Source organism: Aeromonas sp. s8, from assembly GCF_040907785.1.
Lineage (GTDB): Bacteria > Pseudomonadota > Gammaproteobacteria > Enterobacterales > Aeromonadaceae > Aeromonas > Aeromonas veronii.
Window position 1 is genome coordinate 1 of the sequence record NZ_JBFOCL010000037.1, and the last position, 18,771, is coordinate 18,771.

The following is an 18,771-nucleotide window of genomic DNA, read 5'->3' on the forward strand; positions in this document are numbered from 1 at the left end:
GGTGTGGTGTGGCGATATCACCTACGTCTGGGCAGGTGGTCGTTGGCATTACCTGGCAGCGGTGCTTGACCTGTACACCCGGCGGGTCGTGGGCTGGGCGATGTCAGATAAACCAGATGCAAAGCTGGCCATCAAAGCACTGGAGATGGCCTATCAGCAGCGGGGTTGCCCATCCTGTGTGCTATTTCACTCTGACCAGGGCAGCCAATATGGTAGCCGGGCATTTCGGCAACGACTGTGGCGTTATCGCATAACCCAGAGCATGAGTCGGCGTGGCAACTGCTGGGATAACGCCCCGATGGAGCGACTGTTCAGGAGCCTGAAGTCAGAGTGGCTCCCGGCTATGGGATATATGAGCTTGCGAGCAGCGAAGCGGGATATCAGTTACTACCTGATGGATTACTACAACTGGCGGCGTCCACATCAACACAATGACGGGATACCGCCAGCAAAAGCCGAAGAACGGCCTAACCAAGTGTCCGGATTTAGTTGATCACTACACCCCCGTGCAACACATAATTGGGACATAGCCCTAAATAAGCTAGGAAATCCTTATTTATACAGCCCAAGCACATAAAAAAACGAGTAACCAGCGGCCACTCGTTTTTGGCGGGTTTCCCCTTGGGGATTCAGGCGCCGTAGACAGCCAGAATATCGGTCACCCTGTTGTTGACGCTGTACCCGCGGGCTATGGTGTTGCGGGCCGCCTGACTCATTTTGCTGCGCACCACCCCATCGCTGCGCAGCCAGTAGTTGACCAGCTCCGCCATATCCCGCACATGGCCGGGCTCCACCAGCCAGCCATTGGATTTATGGTCGATCAGATTGACCAGCCCCCCCACCGCAAAGGTACAAACCGGTATGCCGTGAGCCATCGCCTCCAGGGCCACCAGCGGCAACCCTTCAAAGCGGGAGGTGATGCAGAGCAGGTCGATGTTGTGCCACTCATTGGCCATGTTCTGGAAACCATGAAGCTGGACGCGATCACCATACTGCTGCAACAAGGCACTTTTCATGGGGCCATCCCCGTAGAGATGAAACGCCCCATCCGCGCAGAAGGCGGCCAGCTGGCAGAATGCCTCCGGCCCCTTTTCCGGCGAGAGGCGGCCGACAAAGGCAATCCGGTTGCCAGTTACCGTAGCCGGCGTCGCAGGCATGGGGACAAAGTTGCTGATCACCGTGCTTGGCACAGGCAATTTGCGAGCGATGGGCTCGCTTACTGCAATACACTTCGCAAAACGCGCTGTGGTGCGATCCAGCCAGCTGTAAAACTTCAGCAACCCTTCCCCGTCATCCCCACTGTGAAAGGTAGAAACCACCGATTTGCCGGTGAACCAGGCCGTCAGTCGCCCCAGCACCCCGGCCTTGTAGCCGTGGGTATGGATCAGCACAGAGGCAGGCTGGCAGGCCAGACGGCGCATAAAATCGCGGCTGTTTTGGCACACCTCGTAAGGCAAGCCCTGTTGTTTGAGCAGGGTCGTAAAGGGGGTCATACCGTGGTTGCTCACCAGCACTATGGTGGGGCGAAATCCCCTGGCCAGCAGATCGTTGGCCAAGTGGATAATGTGAACTTCTATTCCACCGACCTGACGCGCATCGATGGCCAGCCAGATCTGCTGCATGGGTAACATAAGGCCCTCCTCCCGTGGCTCCATGCCACCTGAAATGAGGCTTTGCATAGAGCGGGCCAGTCAGGCGAAGAGGGGCAGGATCAGGCGCCGGGACAGGCGACCAGCAAGAGGGTCATGTCATCGAGGGCGGCATCATTGATGCGCTCATCAAACCAGCGGGCAATGCGATGAGCCAGTTGCTCAAGACCGGGCCCCGAAGTCAGGCAGATCTCTTTTAGCTGCGACTCCCAGCGCTGGCGCTCTGCGGCATCACGACTATCGAGCAGACCGTCGGTCCAGAACAGCAGGATCTCGCCGGGCTTGAGCTGACGCTCATTGGTCACGAAGTGGGGATCCGGGCGCAAGCCGGGCAAGGGGCCGGTCACGCCGACCTGACGGATGGTGCCGGGCCCGACCAGCCAGGGCGCAGGGTGGCCCGCACTGGCCCACTGCACCCGTCCCTCGTTGCCGAGCTCAATACAGAGGGTGGTGAGCAGGGTTGCCCCGAGGAGCGGATCACTGTGAACCGCATTGGACAAGATGGTCAGCAAGCGGGCGGGGGCGCGCTCCAGATCGTGGGCCGTCAGCAAACCGCGCAGATAACCGGCATAGGCATGGGCGAAGAACTTGGCTTCCGCATCGTGGCCCATCACATCCCCGAGCCACAGCACCCGATCCTTGACCAGCAGAAAGTCCCCGCCCCCCACGGTGGCCGCACGGGTTTGCAACGCCAGCTGGTATCCCCCTATGGAGGTGGCGGGCAATAACGGGCGCAGCGCCGAGGTCATGCGCTGATCCAGCTGCTCACCCCATTGCGACTTGAGCTGCTCCGAGCGTTGCAGCACCCGCGAAACCGCCAGCAACAGGTCCTGCTTGGTGATGGGTTTGACCAGAAAGTCATCGATCCCCAGCGCCCCCGCCCGACTCTGGGTCCACTGATCCTGATGACCGGTCAGGAAGATAAAGGGCACCCCCTTCATCTTGGGATCCTTCATCAACTGCTGGCGCAGCCCAAAGCCATCGATCCCCTCCATCTCGATATCGGAGAGCACCAGCGCGGGGGGCTGCTTTCCGAGCGCCAGCAGGGCGGCATGGGAGTCGGCATAACTTTCAACCCGGTAGTGCTCATGGAGATAGGCGGTGAGCAGGGCACGCATCACCTTATCATCGTCGATCACCGCGATCACCGGCAGCTGGTTGACCGGGCCCTGCTGGCGAAGGGTCACGCGATTGCGATCATCGTCGCGAGAGAAGTGCACCTCGGCAAACAGCTGGTGCACCAGCGCCAGCCCGTATCCCCCCTCCTGCAGTTCATCGGGTAACGGCGCACTGGCAAGACCGGGTTGCGGGCCGCCATCATCCTCCAGTATCAGACTCAAACCCGTTTCATCCTCTTTCAGCGTGAGCCAGAGCCGGGTCGCGGGAGGGACTGTGTGTTTGACGCTATTGGTGGCCAGCTCACTGAAACAGAGCAGCCAGTTGGCTTGATCCTTTGGGGAGACCTGAAACAGGGAGAGCCCCTGTGCCAGCCGGTTGCGCAGTTCGCGCACCGCCTGCAGGGTTGCCGGAGCAGATCGCAACCAGTCATCCATATCGGGCCTCCATCAGCGGGCGATCAGATCCGGAAATTGAGCAAGGCGCTGCGCCGACACCAGCGCTTGAGCCATTCGGTCACCCGGTTGCTGGGCAGCCGGTTGAGCTCGCGCAGGATCTCGCTGGCCAGCCCCGGGTTGAGTTTGTCGTTATAGACTGCGCCAATCAGATTGGCCTCGGCACGAGTCAGTTTATCCACCGCACTTTGTACCACGGTCGTCGGGGTCACCCCCGCCAGTACCACCAGCAGCGCCCCTTCACAGGCCCCACACACCTGATCGGCCGGAATATTGCCCCGATTGAGAGCGGTGAGCGGCGAGGTATCGAAGATCACCACATCGTAATGCTCCAGCCAGCGAACCAGCAGCTGACGCAAGGTATCCTTGTTGCGAAAAGCCATCAGATCCTTGCCCGGCGCCGGGAGCAGCGACAACGACCGACCAGTGGCCACCGGCTCGGGCACATCATTGGGCCCCCAGGCAACCGCCGTGGCGCGGCCGGGATGATAGAGGTTGAGATCCACCAGCAGGGTGCGCAGCCCATCCGCCTCCGAGCGCCTTGCCAGCGCATCGCAGATGGAGCTCACCCCCTCCCCCCCTTCCGACGAGGTGACCGCCAGCGAGCGGATCCCCCGGGCGACCGTCGCCGCGTAGAGGGATTCGAGCTCCAGATATTGAATGGGGATGCTCATATCAAAGCGTCCCGACCAGGGCCACCACCGAGATCGTGGTCAGGATGTCGCGCATGCCATCCATGAAGATGGCCCAGTTGCTGCTTTTGCTGTCAGGGATAAAGACGGTGTCCCCTGCGCGCAGCACCGGCAACTGGCTAAAGTCGGGCTCTTTGGCAAAGCCGTCGAGATCGAAGCTGCGGGCCTGATCCCCCTGACCACTGGTGGCCATGTTGATCACCACAATCTTCTTGATATAGGCGCTGCTGGTCGGGCCCCCCGCCTCGGCCAGCAGATCCAGCAGGGTCATGGAGGAGTCAAAGCGGTAGCGACCGGGACGGGCAATCGCCCCCAACACCCGAATGGTGTTCTCCTTGGGCTCGTCGAGCCAGGGGCGATTCTTCTCCGGCAGATAGATGGAGTCGCCGGGCAGCACCTTGGGCAGCAAGGTTTCATCGCCGGTTTCAAAGTAGAGGGCAAGGTCGAGCTTGCTGACCCGCGCCGTGCTGCCACTGCGATGGGCGATGCGCACATTGCGCAGATCCGCCGCCGCAGTCGGGCCATCGGCGGCCGACAGGATGTCGATAAAGCCCATCTGCTCATTGAAGGCATAGCGACCGGGCGCCCCGACCTGACCGAAGATATAGATGGAGCTATCCGGTGACTGGCGCACCCACTGGGATTTGTTGTCACTGGGATCGGTGGGCAGCTCGGGGATCATGATGGTGAATCCGGCCCGGATCTTCGGCAGGCTGGCCAGAGCCCCGCCCTGATGAAGGAACTTGTCGAGATCAAACAGGGTTGGCGTGGCCTGCCCCCCTGCGGCGGTCAGGATCTGTACCTTGGCGATATCGGCCCGCTCGTTGGGCCCTCCGGCGTGGGCGATCAGATCCAGCAACGACATTTCGTCAGACCATTCATAACGGCCCGGGATCCGCACCGCCCCCATCACCATCACCGCCCGCCCGGGTGCCACTTTCAACCAGGACTTCTCGTTGATATCGGTTTTTTCCGGCACAAAGATGGCATCACCGGGTTTGACTTGAGGCAGCGCCTTTTGCATCCCTTCGGTATAGGCCTGCAAGTCGATGGGTTCGATCGTGCCATCGGTGCGCAGCAAACGGATCTGGCGACTCTCGGCATAGCGGGTCGGGCCGCCGGCATTGGCCAGAATATCGAGGAAGGAGTCCCCTTCCCGCCCCTCATAGGCGCCGGGTTTGAACACCTCGCCCATGATGTAGATGGTGCGTGCTCCCCGTTTTATCTGCTCTTCATCCTTGGGCACGAAGATGGTGGCGCCCGGCGCCAGATTGGGCAGCAGCTTGTTGTTGCCGGAGTCGAGATAGGCTTTGAGATCGAACAGTTCGGGGGCATCACCATTGATCACCCGGATCCGCTCCACCCCGGCAAAACGGGTCACCCCACCGGCTCGCATCAGCAGATCCACGATGGAGTTGCCACTCTTGAAACTGAAGGCGCCGGGGCTGTTGACCTCGCCAAACACCTTGATCGCCTTGCCGGTATCGCCATCCCCGCCTGCCGCCAGGGTTGCCGCATCAAAATCAATCTGCACGTTGCCGATCAAAGGGGATGCTGGCACGAACACCACATCAAGGGATTGCAATGGCGGCAACACGCTGGCATCGCCGGTATCGAGATAACGCTTGTAGTCGAAGCTAGAGACCGTGCTGCCGCGCCGCACCTGCATGTTGTTGAGCTGGGCACCAGGCACCAGACCGCCAGCGGCATCGAGGGCCATCTGCACGTTGCCATCGGGCGCCAGATCATAACTGCCGGGTTTTTTGACATAGCCCATCACGCTGATCAGCAGCCGCTTCTCCAGCAAGGTGACGGTCAATTGAGAGAGGTTGTTGTAAACAGGTTTGAGGGCGGTGCGGATCAGTTCATCCGCCTGTTGCAGGGTCTTCCCCCCCACCACGACGTTGCCAACTTCAGGCAGTGCAATCTCCCCCTGCTTGTTGATCTGGAAAGGCTGATCAAAAGCAGGCTCACCGGGTTGCACTATGGCCAACCGATCACCGGGAGCCAACAAGGTGGAGGCCAGTAACGGGCAGGTGAACAACAGCAAGAGAACACAGATCAATCCTTCGAGAGCGCCCCGTTTCATAGACATCCTTTTCGTCTGTTACGTCTGCCCCCATTGGCGTAAGGGGAGCCCTGACCAATCAGCACGACAGCCATCCGCTGTTGTCTGTTGCAGCCGCAAACGTACTTGTTGTAGTGATTGTGCCAACACGGTCTGACGCCAGGCTACATCCGACCAGAGCCGTCCGTGCATATCCCGTTCGATATCAATACGTTGAGATTGTAGTCGTTTCAACTCGGCAGGCATACACCCCTGCAGACTCGCTTGCTTTAATTCCGTCAGCTGCAAGTCGAGTTCCTTCTGACGCTCATCATAACGAGACCAGACCCGCCGTTCATCCTCATTGACCGGAATACGGGTGGGTCTTGCCTCGGCCATGCCGCCATATCCCTCCGGCGGCCACTGCGCGCAACCCGAAAGCAGAATGGACGAGAGCAGGATACCAAAGCGTTTCATGATGCAGCGGCCATCATGCCACGGGAACGCATATAGGCCTTGATGCTCTCATGGCAGGGGATCACCCGGTCAATATGCAGCATCTCCAGCAGGTCATGAGGTTGACCGGGTCCACAGACAAGGGCCATCTGATGCCCGTTCATAATCAATCTTTTATAGAGAAATACCAAGGCTCCGATCCCCGACGAGTCGATAAAATGAACATCGCTGATATCGGCCAGGATATCTCCCGGGTGGGTCGAGAGGGTTTCAAACAACGGGCGGAGCTCACTGACGGCCATCGCGTCAAACTCGTTTTCCAGTACCACTACCTGGATATCATTAAGGGTGTAAGTCATGCTTTCCATCGCTAGCTCCTTGTCGATTCTCAGACTATTTGCGGTCACGGCATTCAGCACGCTGCAAATGTTATGCCGGGCAGTACCACGGCACTTGTTCTCCAAATGATACTCTTTGCGCCTTATTCGCCGACACCCACTCCTCGTTTTGATTGCCAAATTGCAATTAACCTCCCCCGCACGTTGCAAACTGCAATTCACCTTGGCCGAGATCGCCCGATAACAGGCTAAATGACTGATAATTCAAGCCCATTACACCGGGCCCGATTATTGCTTGCCTTTGGACACAGCTCACAAGCCACCGTTGGTTCGGCCCCCATGCCGCCATTTTCCAGGAAGGAGAGATCATGAAAGCAGGCCTTTACATCGCACCACTGCTGGCAGCCCTTTGCAGCACCGCATACGCAGCTCCCTCCCCTGACAGCGCCGTGTTGAAGGTTGAAGGCGCCATCAGCAGCCCCACTCATCAGGCTCTGGCCCTGTGGGACAGCGCCATGCTGGATCAACTACCGGTACACGAAATCAAAACCCATACCCCATGGTATGACGAAGCCAAGACCTTTCGCGGCCCGCTGCTGCAAGATGTATTGGCCAAGGTCGGGGCAACCGGCAAACAGCTCACCATTACCGCGCTCAATGACTACTCGGTACAGGTGCCGACAAGCGATGCCGAGCAGTATCGGGTCATCCTCGCCCGCACGATCAATGGCAAGCCACTGTCGGTGCGTGACAAAGGGCCGCTGTTCCTTGTCTATCCGTTCGATCAATATCCCGAACTGCAAAACAAGCTCTATTACGGTCGGGCTATCTGGCAGATCAGTGCGATAAAAGTGGAGTAGATCCCATCATGCGTTCCATGGCGGCCAGTCAACGTTTCTTGTTTGTGGTGCTTTGTGTGCTGCTCCTAGCCTTTGCCGGTATTGGTACCATTCAGTATCGGCAATTTCAGGATCTGCAGCGCAGTACCAGCCAGGGCGAAGACAACGTGATGTGGAACTATTTCCAGCTCTATAACGAAGCGCTGCGTTTTCAAAGCTCGCTGCTCCATGAGTCGCAACCGACCTTCCAGCTCAGATACGATATTCTGGTCAGCCGCATGGATCTGGTGCTGGAGAGCAAGGATCGCAGCCTGCTTCAGCAAACAGAGATCTACCAGCAGGCAAGCAAAGCCATTCGATCCTACATCTCTCTGGCGGATATCTGGCTCGGCCCGGAAGCCACCAAGCCGCTCGACAATCTTGCCCATCAGGAGCTGCGCCAACAGCTTGCCTCCCTGCTCCATCAGCTGACTCTGGAGGTGAACCAGCAGGCGACCCTGTTTGATGTGGCACGCCGCGACAGCGTGAGGGAGCAGATCATCACGACGACACTCATCGCGACCCTGCAATTTGCGCTGCTCTTTGTGCTCGCCCTGCTGATCTGGCGGCAAATGAATATCTCGTTTCTGCAACACAAACTGATGCAGCAGCTCAATGACAAACTGCTGCGGGCAAATCAGGCGGCAGAGGCAGGCACAAGAGCCAAAAGCAGCTTTTTGGCCAACATGAGCCATGAAATTCGCACCCCCATGAATGGCATTCTCGGCATGCTCTCACTGCTGGCCGACCGGGATATGGACCCGAGGGAGCGAGACTATCTGGAGACGGCGCGGGAATCGGCAAATCATCTGCTCGGTCTGCTTAACGACATTCTGGATGTATCCAAGCTGGAAGAGGGCAAGATCGAGCTGCAACTGGCCCCCCATCACTTGCCCCAGCTGCTGGAGGATATCCGTGCCCTGATGCAGAGCAACTGCGATGCAAAAGGGATCAAGCTGACCCTGACTGTTGCCCCCGATACGCCGGAGTGGTTGATGATCGACCCGCTGAGAGTGCGTCAGATCCTCTTCAACCTGGTGAGCAATGCCATCAAGTTCACCCACCAGGGGGAAGTAAAGATCCATGTTGATAGCACCCTGTTGGAGCAGGATCGCCACTCGATACGCATCTCGATCCAGGACACCGGGATCGGCATGAGCAAAAGTCAGCTAAAGAACCTGTTTCAACGTTTCGCCCAGGCGGATGTCTCGATCACCCGCCAATATGGCGGATCGGGCCTGGGACTTGAAATATCCCGTAACCTCGCACGCCTGATGGGCGGCGATATCTCGGTAGAGAGCAGCGAGGGACATGGCAGTACCTTTATCTACATCTGGCCCGCCAGAGCCACGACCCCCTCGATTGTTTGCCTGCCGTCCAAGCCGGTGGATCAGGAAAGCTATCGCATCTTGCTGGTTGATGACAATGCCACCAACCGCAAGGTGATCGGCGCCATGCTCGACTCCGTGGGCCATCAGGTCACACTGGCCGTTCAGGGAGAAGAGGCGTTGGAGAAACTGGGTCACACCGAATTTGATCTGGTGTTGATGGATGTCCAGATGCCAGTGATGGATGGCCTGGTGGCCACCACCCGGATCCGCACCTCCCAGATGCCTTGGGCAGATATCCCCATCATCGCCCTGACGGCGGATGCGATGCCGGAATCCAAGCAATACTATCTCTCCCATGGCATGAATGGATATATCACCAAGCCCATCAATAAAGAGACGCTACTGAGCGAGATAAACAGACATATTTCCCATGGTCGGCTCAAATACAACGCAGCCATGCGTGTCACCAAGCAATAAAACCGCGGATTCCGGGCTACTGATTGCTCATGTGGGGCAACATTGACCTCTGCAGGCAACTGAATGGGCTTGGGTCTGGAATGCACACAGGCAAGCAGCTTCGCAACAGCTGCACGGGCCGTCGGCTTGTCTCGGGTATGCAGGGATTTTTTGTTCTGTACAGATCTAGTAATCCCCTCCCTACAACGTCCAGACCAGAGTGGATGACTATATTTATGTTTTTAATGCATCAATAACCACTCTTAATGCGGGTGAAACATTGCGGTGGGGATAATAGAGGTACAGACCAGCCAAACGGTGACTATAGGGTTTCAATACCTGGATTAAGATACCGCGCTCAAGTTCATCGCTCACCAATTCCTCTGGCACATAGGCCAGTCCCAGCCCCATTTTGGCAGCAGCCGCCTCCATATAACTGTCAGAGAAGACCCACTGCCCCTGTGGTCGATGCTTAATCGCCTTCCCCTCTTGCCACAGTTCCCATTGATAGAGGCTGCCATCGGCAAACTGGTAAGCGATACAGGGATGTCCCGCCAGATCGGCAGGCGCCTGGGGAAATCCGTATTGAAGAAAATGATCTGGTGTGGCTACCATCACCATCTCCAAATCGGGCGTAATGCGCACGGCCACCATCCCCTCATCCACCTCGTCACCCAGCCGCACGCCAGCATCAAAGCGCTCATCGATGATGTTCACGAAGCGGCTTTCACTGATGAGTTCCAGCCGAATATCGGGATAACGCTGCCTGAAGTTGGTCAGCTTGGGAAGCAGCACCTTGTCGATGGCATGTTGGCTGGCGTTGATCCGTACCGTGCCTGAAGGGGTATCACGATAGTGGGCGAGCGTAGCCAGACCCGCATCAAGGGACTGAAAACAGCCCTGCGCCGTGCGGTACAACTGCTCACCCGCTTGGGTTAAGGAGAGGCTGCGGGTGGTGCGCATCAGAAGCTGCACCCCGAGCCGGGCCTCGAGATCCCGAATCGTTCGGCTGACCCCGGACTGGGCAAGCCCCAACCTGGCTGCGGCCTTGGTAAAACTCCCTTCCCGAGCGACCAGCATAAAGACGTGGAGATCGTTGTAATTCTCGCGGCCTGTCATTTTGTTCACCCCCTATGTTCCTGTCCGCCACGACCTGAGTCAGGTGCGCGTCAGACGTCTTAATTTAGAACAAAAAGCATTAATGTTATCAAAAAACCGCCTCTAATCATCACTATTCGTTCTAACTAGACTGTGTGTCGTGGTTCACAAAACCAACCCTCCACCACCAGGACCATGCATCTGAAATCCGATTTCGAGGAACTTTGCCATGAATGTTCTCCCCAAGAAACTGACAGCTATCGCGTCTACCCTGCTGCTGGGCGCCGCATTAACCGGAGTCTCTACATTGAGTCATGCCCAAACAACCAACCCCACTGAACCTGTCTCCATGGTCACCCAATGGGACAAGACCTTCACCCAAAGCGACAAGGTCGATCATCGCAAGGTCACCTTCAAGAACCGTTACGGCATCACTCTCGTGGCTGACCTCTATCTGCCGAAAAACCGGGGAGACGCCAAGCTGGCGGCCATTGCTCTGAGCGGCCCATTTGGTGCCGTAAAAGAGCAGTCGAGCGGCCTCTATGCCCAGACCCTGGCTGAGCATGGTTTTGTCACGCTGGCGTTTGACCCCTCTTACACCGGTGAGAGTGGCGGCCAGCCGCGTGATGTGGCCTCGCCAGACATCAACACCGAAGATTTCAGCGCCGCCGTCGATTTTCTCGGCCTGCAAAAAGAGGTCGACCGCAACCGTATCGGTCTACTGGGGATTTGCGGCTGGGGTGGCATGGCCCTCAATGCCGCCGCTAGCGACACCCGCATCAAGGCGGTGGCAACCAGCGTGATGTATGACATGAGCCGGGCCATGGGGCATGGGGTGGGCGATGGCAAGGATCGATTTTCCACCGCCGATCGCCGCGCCGTGCTGGCATACCTGAATGAACAACGCTGGAAAGATGCGGAAAGTGGCACCTATGCCCATAGCAATCACGACCTCTATGTCGATGACAAGGGAAATGTCACCGCTGCCGCCCGCACCCTGCCAGAGGTTCTGCCGGAAAACCCGCACCCGGTACTCAAGGAGTTCTTCGATTACTACCGTGTACCGCGTGGTTTCCATGCCCGTTCTGTCAACTCCAACGGGGCCTGGACCACTACCATGCCGCTGTCATTCATGAATATGCCGCTGCTGAGTTATGCAAGCGAAATATCCATTCCCACTCTGATCGTGACCGGTGAGCAGGCTCACTCTCGTTACTTTGCCGAAGATGCCTTCAAGGCCATTGGCAGCAAGCAGAAAGAGCTGGTCGTTGTGCCTGGCGTCAATCATGTCGACCTGTATGACAACCAGGCTGGCAAGATCCCGTTCGCCAAGTTCGAGCAGTTCTTCAAGACCAACATGAAGTAAGCGTCGAAAACGCGGCGGCCTCTTCGCCGCGTTTTCTCACTGGTTTCGACGCCACCATTCACGTCACATAGGGAGAAGCTCAATGATCAGAGGAGTGTTTGTTGGCGCGATGGCTCTGTTGCTGGGGGTGACCAGCACAGCAACCGCTACAAGTGCTAAGGCTCAGAACAAGGCAGATAGTATGAACATCAAGATGACGATAGCCAGCCAGATCATCACGGCCACCCTGGAAGATAGTCACAGCGCCCGGGACTTTTTTGCCATGCTCCCCCTGACACTGCCCCTCGAGGATTACGCCGACACCGAGAAGATTGCTTATCTGCCCCGCAAATTGACCACACAGGGCGCCCCAAAAGGCATTGACCCGAACGTGGGAGATCTCACCTATTACGCCCCGTGGGGCAATCTGGCGATCTTCTATCGGGACTTTGGCTATTCGACCGGACTGATTAAGTTAGGGCGCATTGAATCGGGTCTCTCCCACCTGACCACAACCTCGGCCGCCAGCATCACGATCGAAGCAATCGAATAAGCCCATATTTCACTTTCAGGTCATGCCATGAACGTAACATCGTTATCATCACATACACCCGCTGTCGTCAACGAACACTGGTCTGCGGTTGCTGCCATGTCCCTGTGTGTGGCACTGCTCATTGCCGCCGAGTTTATGCCGGTCAGCCTGCTGACGCCGATCGCCACCGATCTAGGTGCCAGCAATGGCATGGCCGGTCTTGCTATTGCCATCTCCGGCCTGTTTGCCGTCCCGACCAGTTTGCTGATCGCACCTCTATCTCACAGGCTGGACCGACGTCATGTGCTCATGGGGCTAGCCGTCGTGATGCTGACCTCTTTAATCGTGATCGCCCTAAGCCCCAACTTTACCGTGCTGATGGTGGCACGCGCTCTGCTCGGGATCGTTATCGGCGGTTTTTGGGCGCTGGCAACCGCGACCATCATGCGGTTGGTCTCCAGCCAATCCGTCCCCAAAGCGTTGGGCATCCTGTATACCGGCAATGCGGTCGCGACCGCCTTTGCGGCCCCCATTGGCAGTTACTTGGGTGGACTGATCGGCTGGCGAGGCGTGTTCTGGCTGCTGGTACCGTTGGGAGTGATCAACCTGCTGTGGATGGTACTTTGCCTGCCTTCCATGCACTCCCAAGCACGCCCGCACAGCGCATTTCGCCTTATGCGCAGACCCAACGTCGCCATTGCCATCATGGGCGTGACGCTGACCTTTGCCGGCGCCTTCAGTGCCTTTACCTATTTTCGCCCCTTCCTGGAGACACGCACCCAGGTCGACCTGCCACAACTCTCGGCGCTGCTGCTGGCTTTGGGGCTGGCCGGTTTTGTCGGCACCACAGCGGTAAGCATGCTGCTGCGCCGTCATCTTTACCGGATGCTGCGCTGGTTGCCACTGGTGCTAGGCGTTATCACCCTGGCGCTGCTGGCGGTGGAGCATCACTTCTGGAGTGTGGCCCTGATGCTGATCCTCTGGGGCGCTCTTAACTCCGCCATTCCGGTCGCCTGGTCAGCCTGGATCGCCCAGAGCATCTCAGATTCACCCGAGAGCGGTGGAGGCCTGATGGTGGCAGCTATTCAGCTGGCGATCACGTTGGGGGCTGCCGTGGGGGGGTGGTTACTGGATTCCCTCTCTATCAGGGCCACCTTTATGGGCAGTGCCCTGTTACTGACCGCCGCCTCCATGGTGGTCGGCAATGGCAGCCGACTAAGGCCCGTCACGCTTGACCAGTAAGTTGACCCATCCGTTAGCAAATCCATTCGCCATCGCACAGTGCAATTTCACCCAGCGCCTTGATGAAGCAGCCGATGTAGTTCTTCTGGTTGCTGAGCTCTTTCGGTGCCCAGGAGAGGGCCTTCTCTTTTTGATAGCGGTCACACGAGACCGACAACAGCGGAGCAAGCGGTTTGGCCGCCGGAACAGCAGGCTTGATATTCGGCTGAGGTTGAGGGTTATCTGGCTCGCTTGTGGGTTGCACAACTGGCTTAGCTTTAGAACGCACACAGGCAAGCCGCTTCGCAACAGTTGCACGGGCCGTCGGCTTGTCTCGGGTATGCAGGGATTTTTTGATCTCTTTACGACGACCACAGGGGAGCGTGGTGACTTTCCGGTAATACCAGATGCCGTGGGGACTGAGCCAGAGATTCATCGATGAGCTCCTCGTCGTCCACACAAAGTGGATGACCAAGGGCTTTAGGAAGCTAACTTATTGAATTGCAGAAACAAGTGGTGGCCCTACCAGCCACATCCCGGCACTCGAGTCCCCCGCCTTGGCTGCTACCTTCCGGTCCTGACCAGGTCGACGGGTTATCAATGCGAGAGGACCAATAGGACCACCGGCGAGGAGAATAGGCAAACTGGGCGTTCAATGCAACGGCTTTCTACCCTCCAACAGATCGTTTGCCTTATTTTTCAACAATCTGCCGAATGAATCAGCTAAACAGCATAAATTTCGCCCCCACCAGCAGCATCAGCAGGGCAAAGGCCTGCTTGAGGCGTGTGGGTGACAGGCGGTGTGCCAGCTTGGCGCCAATGCGGGCGAACTGGGTACTGGTCAGCACAATGCCCAGCAGGGCGGGCAGATAGATGTAGCCCACACTCCACTCGGGCAGATCGGCATGATCCCAACCCGCATAGAGGTAGCTGAGGCTCCCCGCCAGCGCGATGGGCATGCTGCAGGCTGCAGAGGCCGTTACCGCATTGCGCATGGGCACCGAGTTCCAGCTCAGGTAAGGGACCGTGAGCGAGCCACCGCCAATACCAAACAGCGCAGACATCCAGCCAATGATGGTACCGGCGATGCCTGTGCCGAGCGGACCCGGCATATGGCGTTCCGCTTTGGGTTTAAGGTTGAGTCCCATCTGTAGCGCCATGCTCCAGGCGAAACAACCGATGATGATATTGAGGGTGCTGGTGCTGAGCAGATTGGCGGTCATGCCGCCAAGCCAGCCCCCAATCAGCATGCCGGCGCCGAGTCGGCGGATCATCACCCAATCGACGGCGCCCGCCTCCCGGTGGGCCCGCAGCGAGCTGAATCCGGTAAAGATCATGGTGGGCAACGAGGTGCCGAGGGCCAGATGGGTAATGATTTCAGGGTCTATGCCCTGGGCGCGAAAGGTCATGACCAGCACGGGGACAATGATAAGACCGCCGCCGATCCCGAACAGCCCCGCCAGCATACCGGCAAAGGCGCCCAGCAGGAGGTAACCCATAAACAGCATAAAAATTCCTGTGTTAAACAAAAACTGGCCAACACGGCCGGGCAACAGTGGATATCTGCATGAAAAAAAAAGAGATGGCGCGAGGGCCATCTCTTCATTGTGCCGGTTAGTGCAGTGGAATGGTACCGTCCATCACCTTGTAGAAGGCCAGCACGGCACAGCCAAGCAGGGCCGCCGTCATCCCCTGCTCCAACCGGTTAAGGCCGCGCAGACCGTGATGCTGACGCGCCTTCCAGTAGATGAAGATGCCCGGACTATAGAGCAGCGCCACCAGCAACAGGTACTCCACACCGGCAGCGTATACCAGCCAGCAGCCGTAAACCGTCGCCACCAGGGCCAGCAGCAGGTCACGCTTGCGCTGATGAGGTTGACCCTGATAGGTCTCCCCTTTCAATGCCAGCTTCAGGCCATAAGCGCCCGAAAAGACGTAAGGCACCAGCGCCGCCGAGGTGGCGATATTGACCAGCGCCAGATAGGTGCTGCTCTGGAAGTAGATGATGATCAGGAAGATCTGCACCAGACAGGTGGAGCACCAGAGGGACACCTGCGGCGAGCCGTTCTTGTTCTCCTTGGCAAACCAGCCCGGGAACACACCGGTCTTGCCTGCAATGTAGGGCACTTCAGCGGCCAGCACGGTCCAGCTGAGCAGAGCACCCATCACCGACACCACCAGACCGATGTTGATAAGCCAGGCGCCCCAGGGGCCGACCACGGCTTCGAGGATCATGGCGGTCGAAGGGTTCTTGAGCGCCGCCAGTTGCGGCTGGCTCATGACACCCAGCGAGAACAGGGTCACCATCACGTAAAGCGTCAGGGCGCCGAGCAGCGCCAGCACGGTGGCGCGGCCCACATCCTTGCGATGACGGGCACGGGCAGAGACCACCACGGCCCCTTCAATCCCGATAAAGACCCAGAGGGTCACCTTCATGGTGGACTTGACCTGATCCATCACGGAGCCCAGCTCCATGTTGTTCTGGCCCCAAATATCCAGAGTGAAGGTATCCATGTTGAAGGCCAGCAGGATCGCAACACAGAAGACGATGAGCGGCACCATCTTGGCGATGGTGGTGACGATATTCACCAGCGCAGCAACCTGTACCCCGCGCAGCACCAGCGCATGCACCGACCAGATCAGGATGGAGGCCAGCGTGATGGCGACCGGCGTATTGCCGTCACCGAAGATGACGTTGTCCGGCGTATCGAAGAAGTAGCTCAGGGCGCTGAACACCACGATGGCGTAAGAGACGTTGGCCAGCAGTTGGCAGAGCCAGTAACCCCAAGCGGCGTTGAAACCGATGAAATCGCCGAAACCGGCTTTGGCATAGCTGAAGATACCGCCATCGAGATCGGGGCGGCGCATGGAGAGGTTCTGATAAACCAGCGCGAGACAGATCATGCCCAGACCGGTGATGGCCCAACCCAGGGCGACCGCCCCGGCACTGGCATGCGCAGCAATATTTTGTGGCAGACTGAAGACCCCGGCGCCGACCATGGAGCCGATCACCAGCGAAATGAGGGCGCCCAGCCCTAGTTTCTTGTCCATTTCAATCCTGTTTATTTAGGCGGCGGCAGAGCGTCCGTATTCATACTGCGCGCAATATGGGAGGGGCTGGGAATCCTGACCCCGTGAAAAAGGCGGCAACTATATTGCATGACTATTCCGACCGCAATCCCTCGTCCCGTCAATCATGCACCGCCTTGACCGCGCGCAATTTTACAGCACTGACCCATATGGCCTGTGAGCTGGCTCAAATTAACCAAGACCCATTGATATTTCTCATTTTTCTGTCAACACAACCTGACTCGAATGGTTCCTATGCATCGCCATTCAGGCACTCTCTGTATAAATAATCTGCATAAAAAAGCCCCGGTGGAAACACCGGGGCCCATTATGTAAATCCCTATAAACGCAAACCGCCATCCAGTTCAATCATCCGTCCCGACAGATAGTCGTTGGCAAAAATAAAGCTCACCGTCTCGGCCAGCTGTTGCGCCTCGCCAAGGGTGCCGACCGGAATGGCCTGCTGCATCCGCGCCATCGCCTCCGGCTTCATCGCCGCCGTCATGTCGGTGGCAAACACCCCAGGGGCAATCCCCATCACCCTAATGCCATGGCGCGCCAACTCCCGCGCCCAGGTCACCACCAGCGAGGCAACCCCCGCCTTGCTGGCGGCATAGTTGCTCTGGCCAATATTGCCGGCGCGGGCGATGGAGGAGATGTTGATGATAACGCCCCCCTGCCCCCCTTGGGCAATCAACGCGGCTCCTTCACGCCCACAGAGGAAGGTACCTGTGAGGTTGACGTCAATCACGCTCTGCCACTGGGCCAGCGTCATCTTCTCCACCAGTTCACCCTCTTTCACCTTGATCAGCATGCCATCGCGCAAAATGCCGGCGCAGTTGATAAGACCGTGCAGCACGCCAAAACGCTCCTTGATGCCAGCAAAAACCGACTCAACCTCGGCTTCGCTTGCCACATTGCAGACAAACAGCTCGCACTGGCTATCTTGATCGCACTGATCATTCTGACTGCGCACCAGGGCGGCGGTCGCTTCCAGATCGGCGCGATTGATGTCGAGCAGTGCCAGCGTCGCCCCCTGTGCGCCCAGGGCCAGCGCAATGGCCCGTCCCAAGCCACGTCCAGCGCCGGTAATAACGATGACCTTATCTTTGATATCCATCAATGCTCCTTGTAGCTGGTCGAAGGGAGATGCCTTGAAGATAGGTGGCCCGTCAGGCGGGATCCTGTTTATCCAGATAGAGTTCGACGATGCTGGAGAAATCGCGGCTCCCCTGCCCCTGAGCGGCATGCAGGTTGAACAGGTTGCGGGCCAGCGCCCCCATGGGCACAGCGCTGTGGCCATGCTCGGCCAGCGCCATGGCCAATCCCAAATCTTTCACCATCAAACGGGTCATAAAGCCCCCCTGATAGTTGCGGGCGGCAGGGACATTCTCCATCACCCCGGGCCAGGGGTTGTAGCGCTCCAGACTCCAGTTGTTGCCGGAGCTCTTGCCCATGATGGTGGAGAGCACGGCGGGATCCAGCCCCTCCTTCACCCCGAGGGCCAGCGCCTCGGCAGTGCCCGCCATATGGATCGCAAGCAGCATGTTATTACACATCTTGGCGATCTGCCCGGCGCCCAGCGTCCCGGCGTGAAACAGGTTCTGCCCCATGCAGGCGAGCAGAGGTTTCGCCGCCTCGAAATCTGCCGCATCGCCGCCAACGATAAAGGTGAGCGTCCCGGCGGCCGCACCGGCGACACCGCCCGAGACAGGGGCATCGATAAAGCGCAAACCACGGGCGCGGGCCGCCTCCCCGACCTGACGGGCAGAGTCGACATCGATAGTGGAGCAGTCGATCACCAGTGCACCAAACGGCAGGGCTGCCAGCAGATCCTGCCCCTCAGACAACCAAAGGTCGCGCACATGCTCCCCCGCAGGTAGCATGCTGATCACCACCTCGCAGCCGGTCACCGCCTCACGGGCATCCCCCGTGGCGATGCAGCCAGCGGCGATGGCGCGCTCAATGTTTTGGGCAACCAGATCAAACACCTGCACCCTGTGCCCGGCCCTGGCTAGATTGGCCGCCATGGGCCCCCCCATGTTGCCGAGCCCGATAAACCCTATCCTTGTCATCCCGCTTGCTCCT

Annotated in this window: 18 protein-coding genes and 1 other RNA gene; 6 read left to right on the top strand and 13 right to left on the bottom strand. The window is 58.3% G+C overall.

Features of this window, described 5'->3' with window-relative positions:
• Positions 1-493: IS3 family transposase (locus tag AB5Y86_RS10735; RefSeq protein WP_368192837.1), on the top strand; the 493-nt coding region annotated here is incomplete at its 5' end.
• A gap of 136 nt (positions 494-629) precedes the next feature.
• Here the strand turns inward: AB5Y86_RS10735 and AB5Y86_RS10740 are convergent.
• The 6 genes from AB5Y86_RS10740 to AB5Y86_RS10765 form a co-directional block, all read right to left on the bottom strand.
• Positions 630-1,631 (bottom strand): glycosyltransferase family 4 protein, encoded by a 1,002-nt coding sequence (locus AB5Y86_RS10740; RefSeq protein WP_368192838.1) that lies wholly within the window; start codon positions 1,629-1,631, stop codon positions 630-632.
• 80 nt (positions 1,632-1,711) lie between these two features.
• Positions 1,712-3,202, bottom strand: a complete 1,491-nt coding sequence (locus AB5Y86_RS10745; RefSeq protein ID WP_368192839.1) for a SpoIIE family protein phosphatase — start codon at positions 3,200-3,202, stop codon at positions 1,712-1,714.
• A gap of 23 nt (positions 3,203-3,225) precedes the next feature.
• The gene (locus tag AB5Y86_RS10750; protein WP_005360129.1) at positions 3,226-3,894 is read right to left on the bottom strand and encodes a tyrosine-protein kinase family protein; all 669 of its coding nucleotides are present in this window, start codon (positions 3,892-3,894) and stop codon (positions 3,226-3,228) included.
• A gap of 1 nt (position 3,895) precedes the next feature.
• Positions 3,896-6,001, bottom strand: a complete 2,106-nt coding sequence (locus AB5Y86_RS10755) for an SLBB domain-containing protein (RefSeq protein ID WP_199427454.1) — start codon at positions 5,999-6,001, stop codon at positions 3,896-3,898.
• Positions 6,002-6,019: 18 nt separating this feature from the next.
• Positions 6,020-6,436, bottom strand: coding sequence for a hypothetical protein (locus tag AB5Y86_RS10760; RefSeq protein ID WP_005351415.1), 417 nt, complete (start codon positions 6,434-6,436; stop codon positions 6,020-6,022).
• Complete coding sequence (locus AB5Y86_RS10765; RefSeq protein WP_005333409.1) at positions 6,433-6,783, bottom strand: STAS domain-containing protein; 351 nt, start codon at positions 6,781-6,783, stop codon at positions 6,433-6,435. The genes AB5Y86_RS10760 and AB5Y86_RS10765 overlap by 4 nt, the downstream gene beginning before the upstream one ends.
• Before the next feature lie 338 nt (positions 6,784-7,121).
• Here AB5Y86_RS10765 and AB5Y86_RS10770 point away from each other — a divergent pair, with 338 nt between their 5' ends.
• Both AB5Y86_RS10770 and AB5Y86_RS10775 read left to right on the top strand, forming a co-directional pair.
• Positions 7,122-7,613, top strand: coding sequence for a molybdopterin-dependent oxidoreductase (locus AB5Y86_RS10770; RefSeq protein ID WP_201910093.1), 492 nt, complete (start codon positions 7,122-7,124; stop codon positions 7,611-7,613).
• A gap of 8 nt (positions 7,614-7,621) precedes the next feature.
• A complete protein-coding gene (locus tag AB5Y86_RS10775) occupies positions 7,622-9,439 on the top strand; it encodes an ATP-binding protein (RefSeq protein WP_368192840.1) in 1,818 nt (605 codons plus the stop codon).
• 213 nt (positions 9,440-9,652) lie between these two features.
• Here AB5Y86_RS10775 and AB5Y86_RS10780 read toward each other — a convergent pair whose 3' ends face one another.
• On the bottom strand, positions 9,653-10,537 hold the full coding sequence (locus tag AB5Y86_RS10780; RefSeq protein WP_368192878.1) for a LysR family transcriptional regulator: 885 nt from the start codon (positions 10,535-10,537) through the stop codon (positions 9,653-9,655).
• Positions 10,538-10,745: 208 nt separating this feature from the next.
• On the opposite strand from AB5Y86_RS10780, the gene AB5Y86_RS10785 reads away from it, so the two are divergent.
• The 3 genes from AB5Y86_RS10785 (at position 10,746) to AB5Y86_RS10795 (ending at position 13,635) form a co-directional block, all read left to right on the top strand.
• Positions 10,746-11,882, top strand: a complete 1,137-nt coding sequence (locus AB5Y86_RS10785) for an alpha/beta hydrolase (RefSeq protein WP_368192841.1) — start codon at positions 10,746-10,748, stop codon at positions 11,880-11,882.
• 82 nt (positions 11,883-11,964) lie between these two features.
• A complete protein-coding gene (locus AB5Y86_RS10790; protein ID WP_224969953.1) occupies positions 11,965-12,414 on the top strand; it encodes a cyclophilin-like fold protein in 450 nt (149 codons plus the stop codon).
• 96 nt (positions 12,415-12,510) lie between these two features.
• Positions 12,511-13,635, top strand: a complete 1,125-nt coding sequence (locus tag AB5Y86_RS10795) for an MFS transporter (RefSeq protein WP_368192842.1) — start codon at positions 12,511-12,513, stop codon at positions 13,633-13,635.
• A 13-nt stretch (positions 13,636-13,648) separates the two neighbouring features.
• Here AB5Y86_RS10795 and AB5Y86_RS10800 read toward each other — a convergent pair whose 3' ends face one another.
• The 6 genes from AB5Y86_RS10800 to mmsB form a co-directional block, all read right to left on the bottom strand.
• Complete coding sequence (locus AB5Y86_RS10800; RefSeq protein WP_368192843.1) at positions 13,649-14,050, bottom strand: hypothetical protein; 402 nt, start codon at positions 14,048-14,050, stop codon at positions 13,649-13,651.
• A gap of 84 nt (positions 14,051-14,134) precedes the next feature.
• Positions 14,135-14,231: signal recognition particle sRNA small type (ffs, locus tag AB5Y86_RS10805), an RNA gene on the bottom strand.
• A gap of 102 nt (positions 14,232-14,333) precedes the next feature.
• Positions 14,334-15,122, bottom strand: a complete 789-nt coding sequence (locus AB5Y86_RS10810) for a sulfite exporter TauE/SafE family protein (RefSeq protein WP_368192844.1) — start codon at positions 15,120-15,122, stop codon at positions 14,334-14,336.
• Between the two features lie 106 nt (positions 15,123-15,228).
• Positions 15,229-16,665: an arginine-ornithine antiporter gene (gene arcD / locus AB5Y86_RS10815; protein WP_005336921.1), complete on the bottom strand. Its 1,437-nt coding sequence runs from the start codon at positions 16,663-16,665 to the stop codon at positions 15,229-15,231.
• A 358-nt stretch (positions 16,666-17,023) separates the two neighbouring features.
• Positions 17,024-17,803 carry an SDR family oxidoreductase gene (locus AB5Y86_RS10820; protein ID WP_368192845.1) on the bottom strand — a complete coding sequence of 260 codons (780 nt, stop codon included), beginning with the start codon at positions 17,801-17,803 and terminating at the stop codon, positions 17,024-17,026.
• Positions 17,804-17,855: 52 nt separating this feature from the next.
• Positions 17,856-18,758 carry a 3-hydroxyisobutyrate dehydrogenase gene (gene mmsB, locus AB5Y86_RS10825; RefSeq protein WP_368192846.1) on the bottom strand — a complete coding sequence of 301 codons (903 nt, stop codon included), beginning with the start codon at positions 18,756-18,758 and terminating at the stop codon, positions 17,856-17,858.
• Positions 18,759-18,771: the final 13 nt, after the last annotated feature.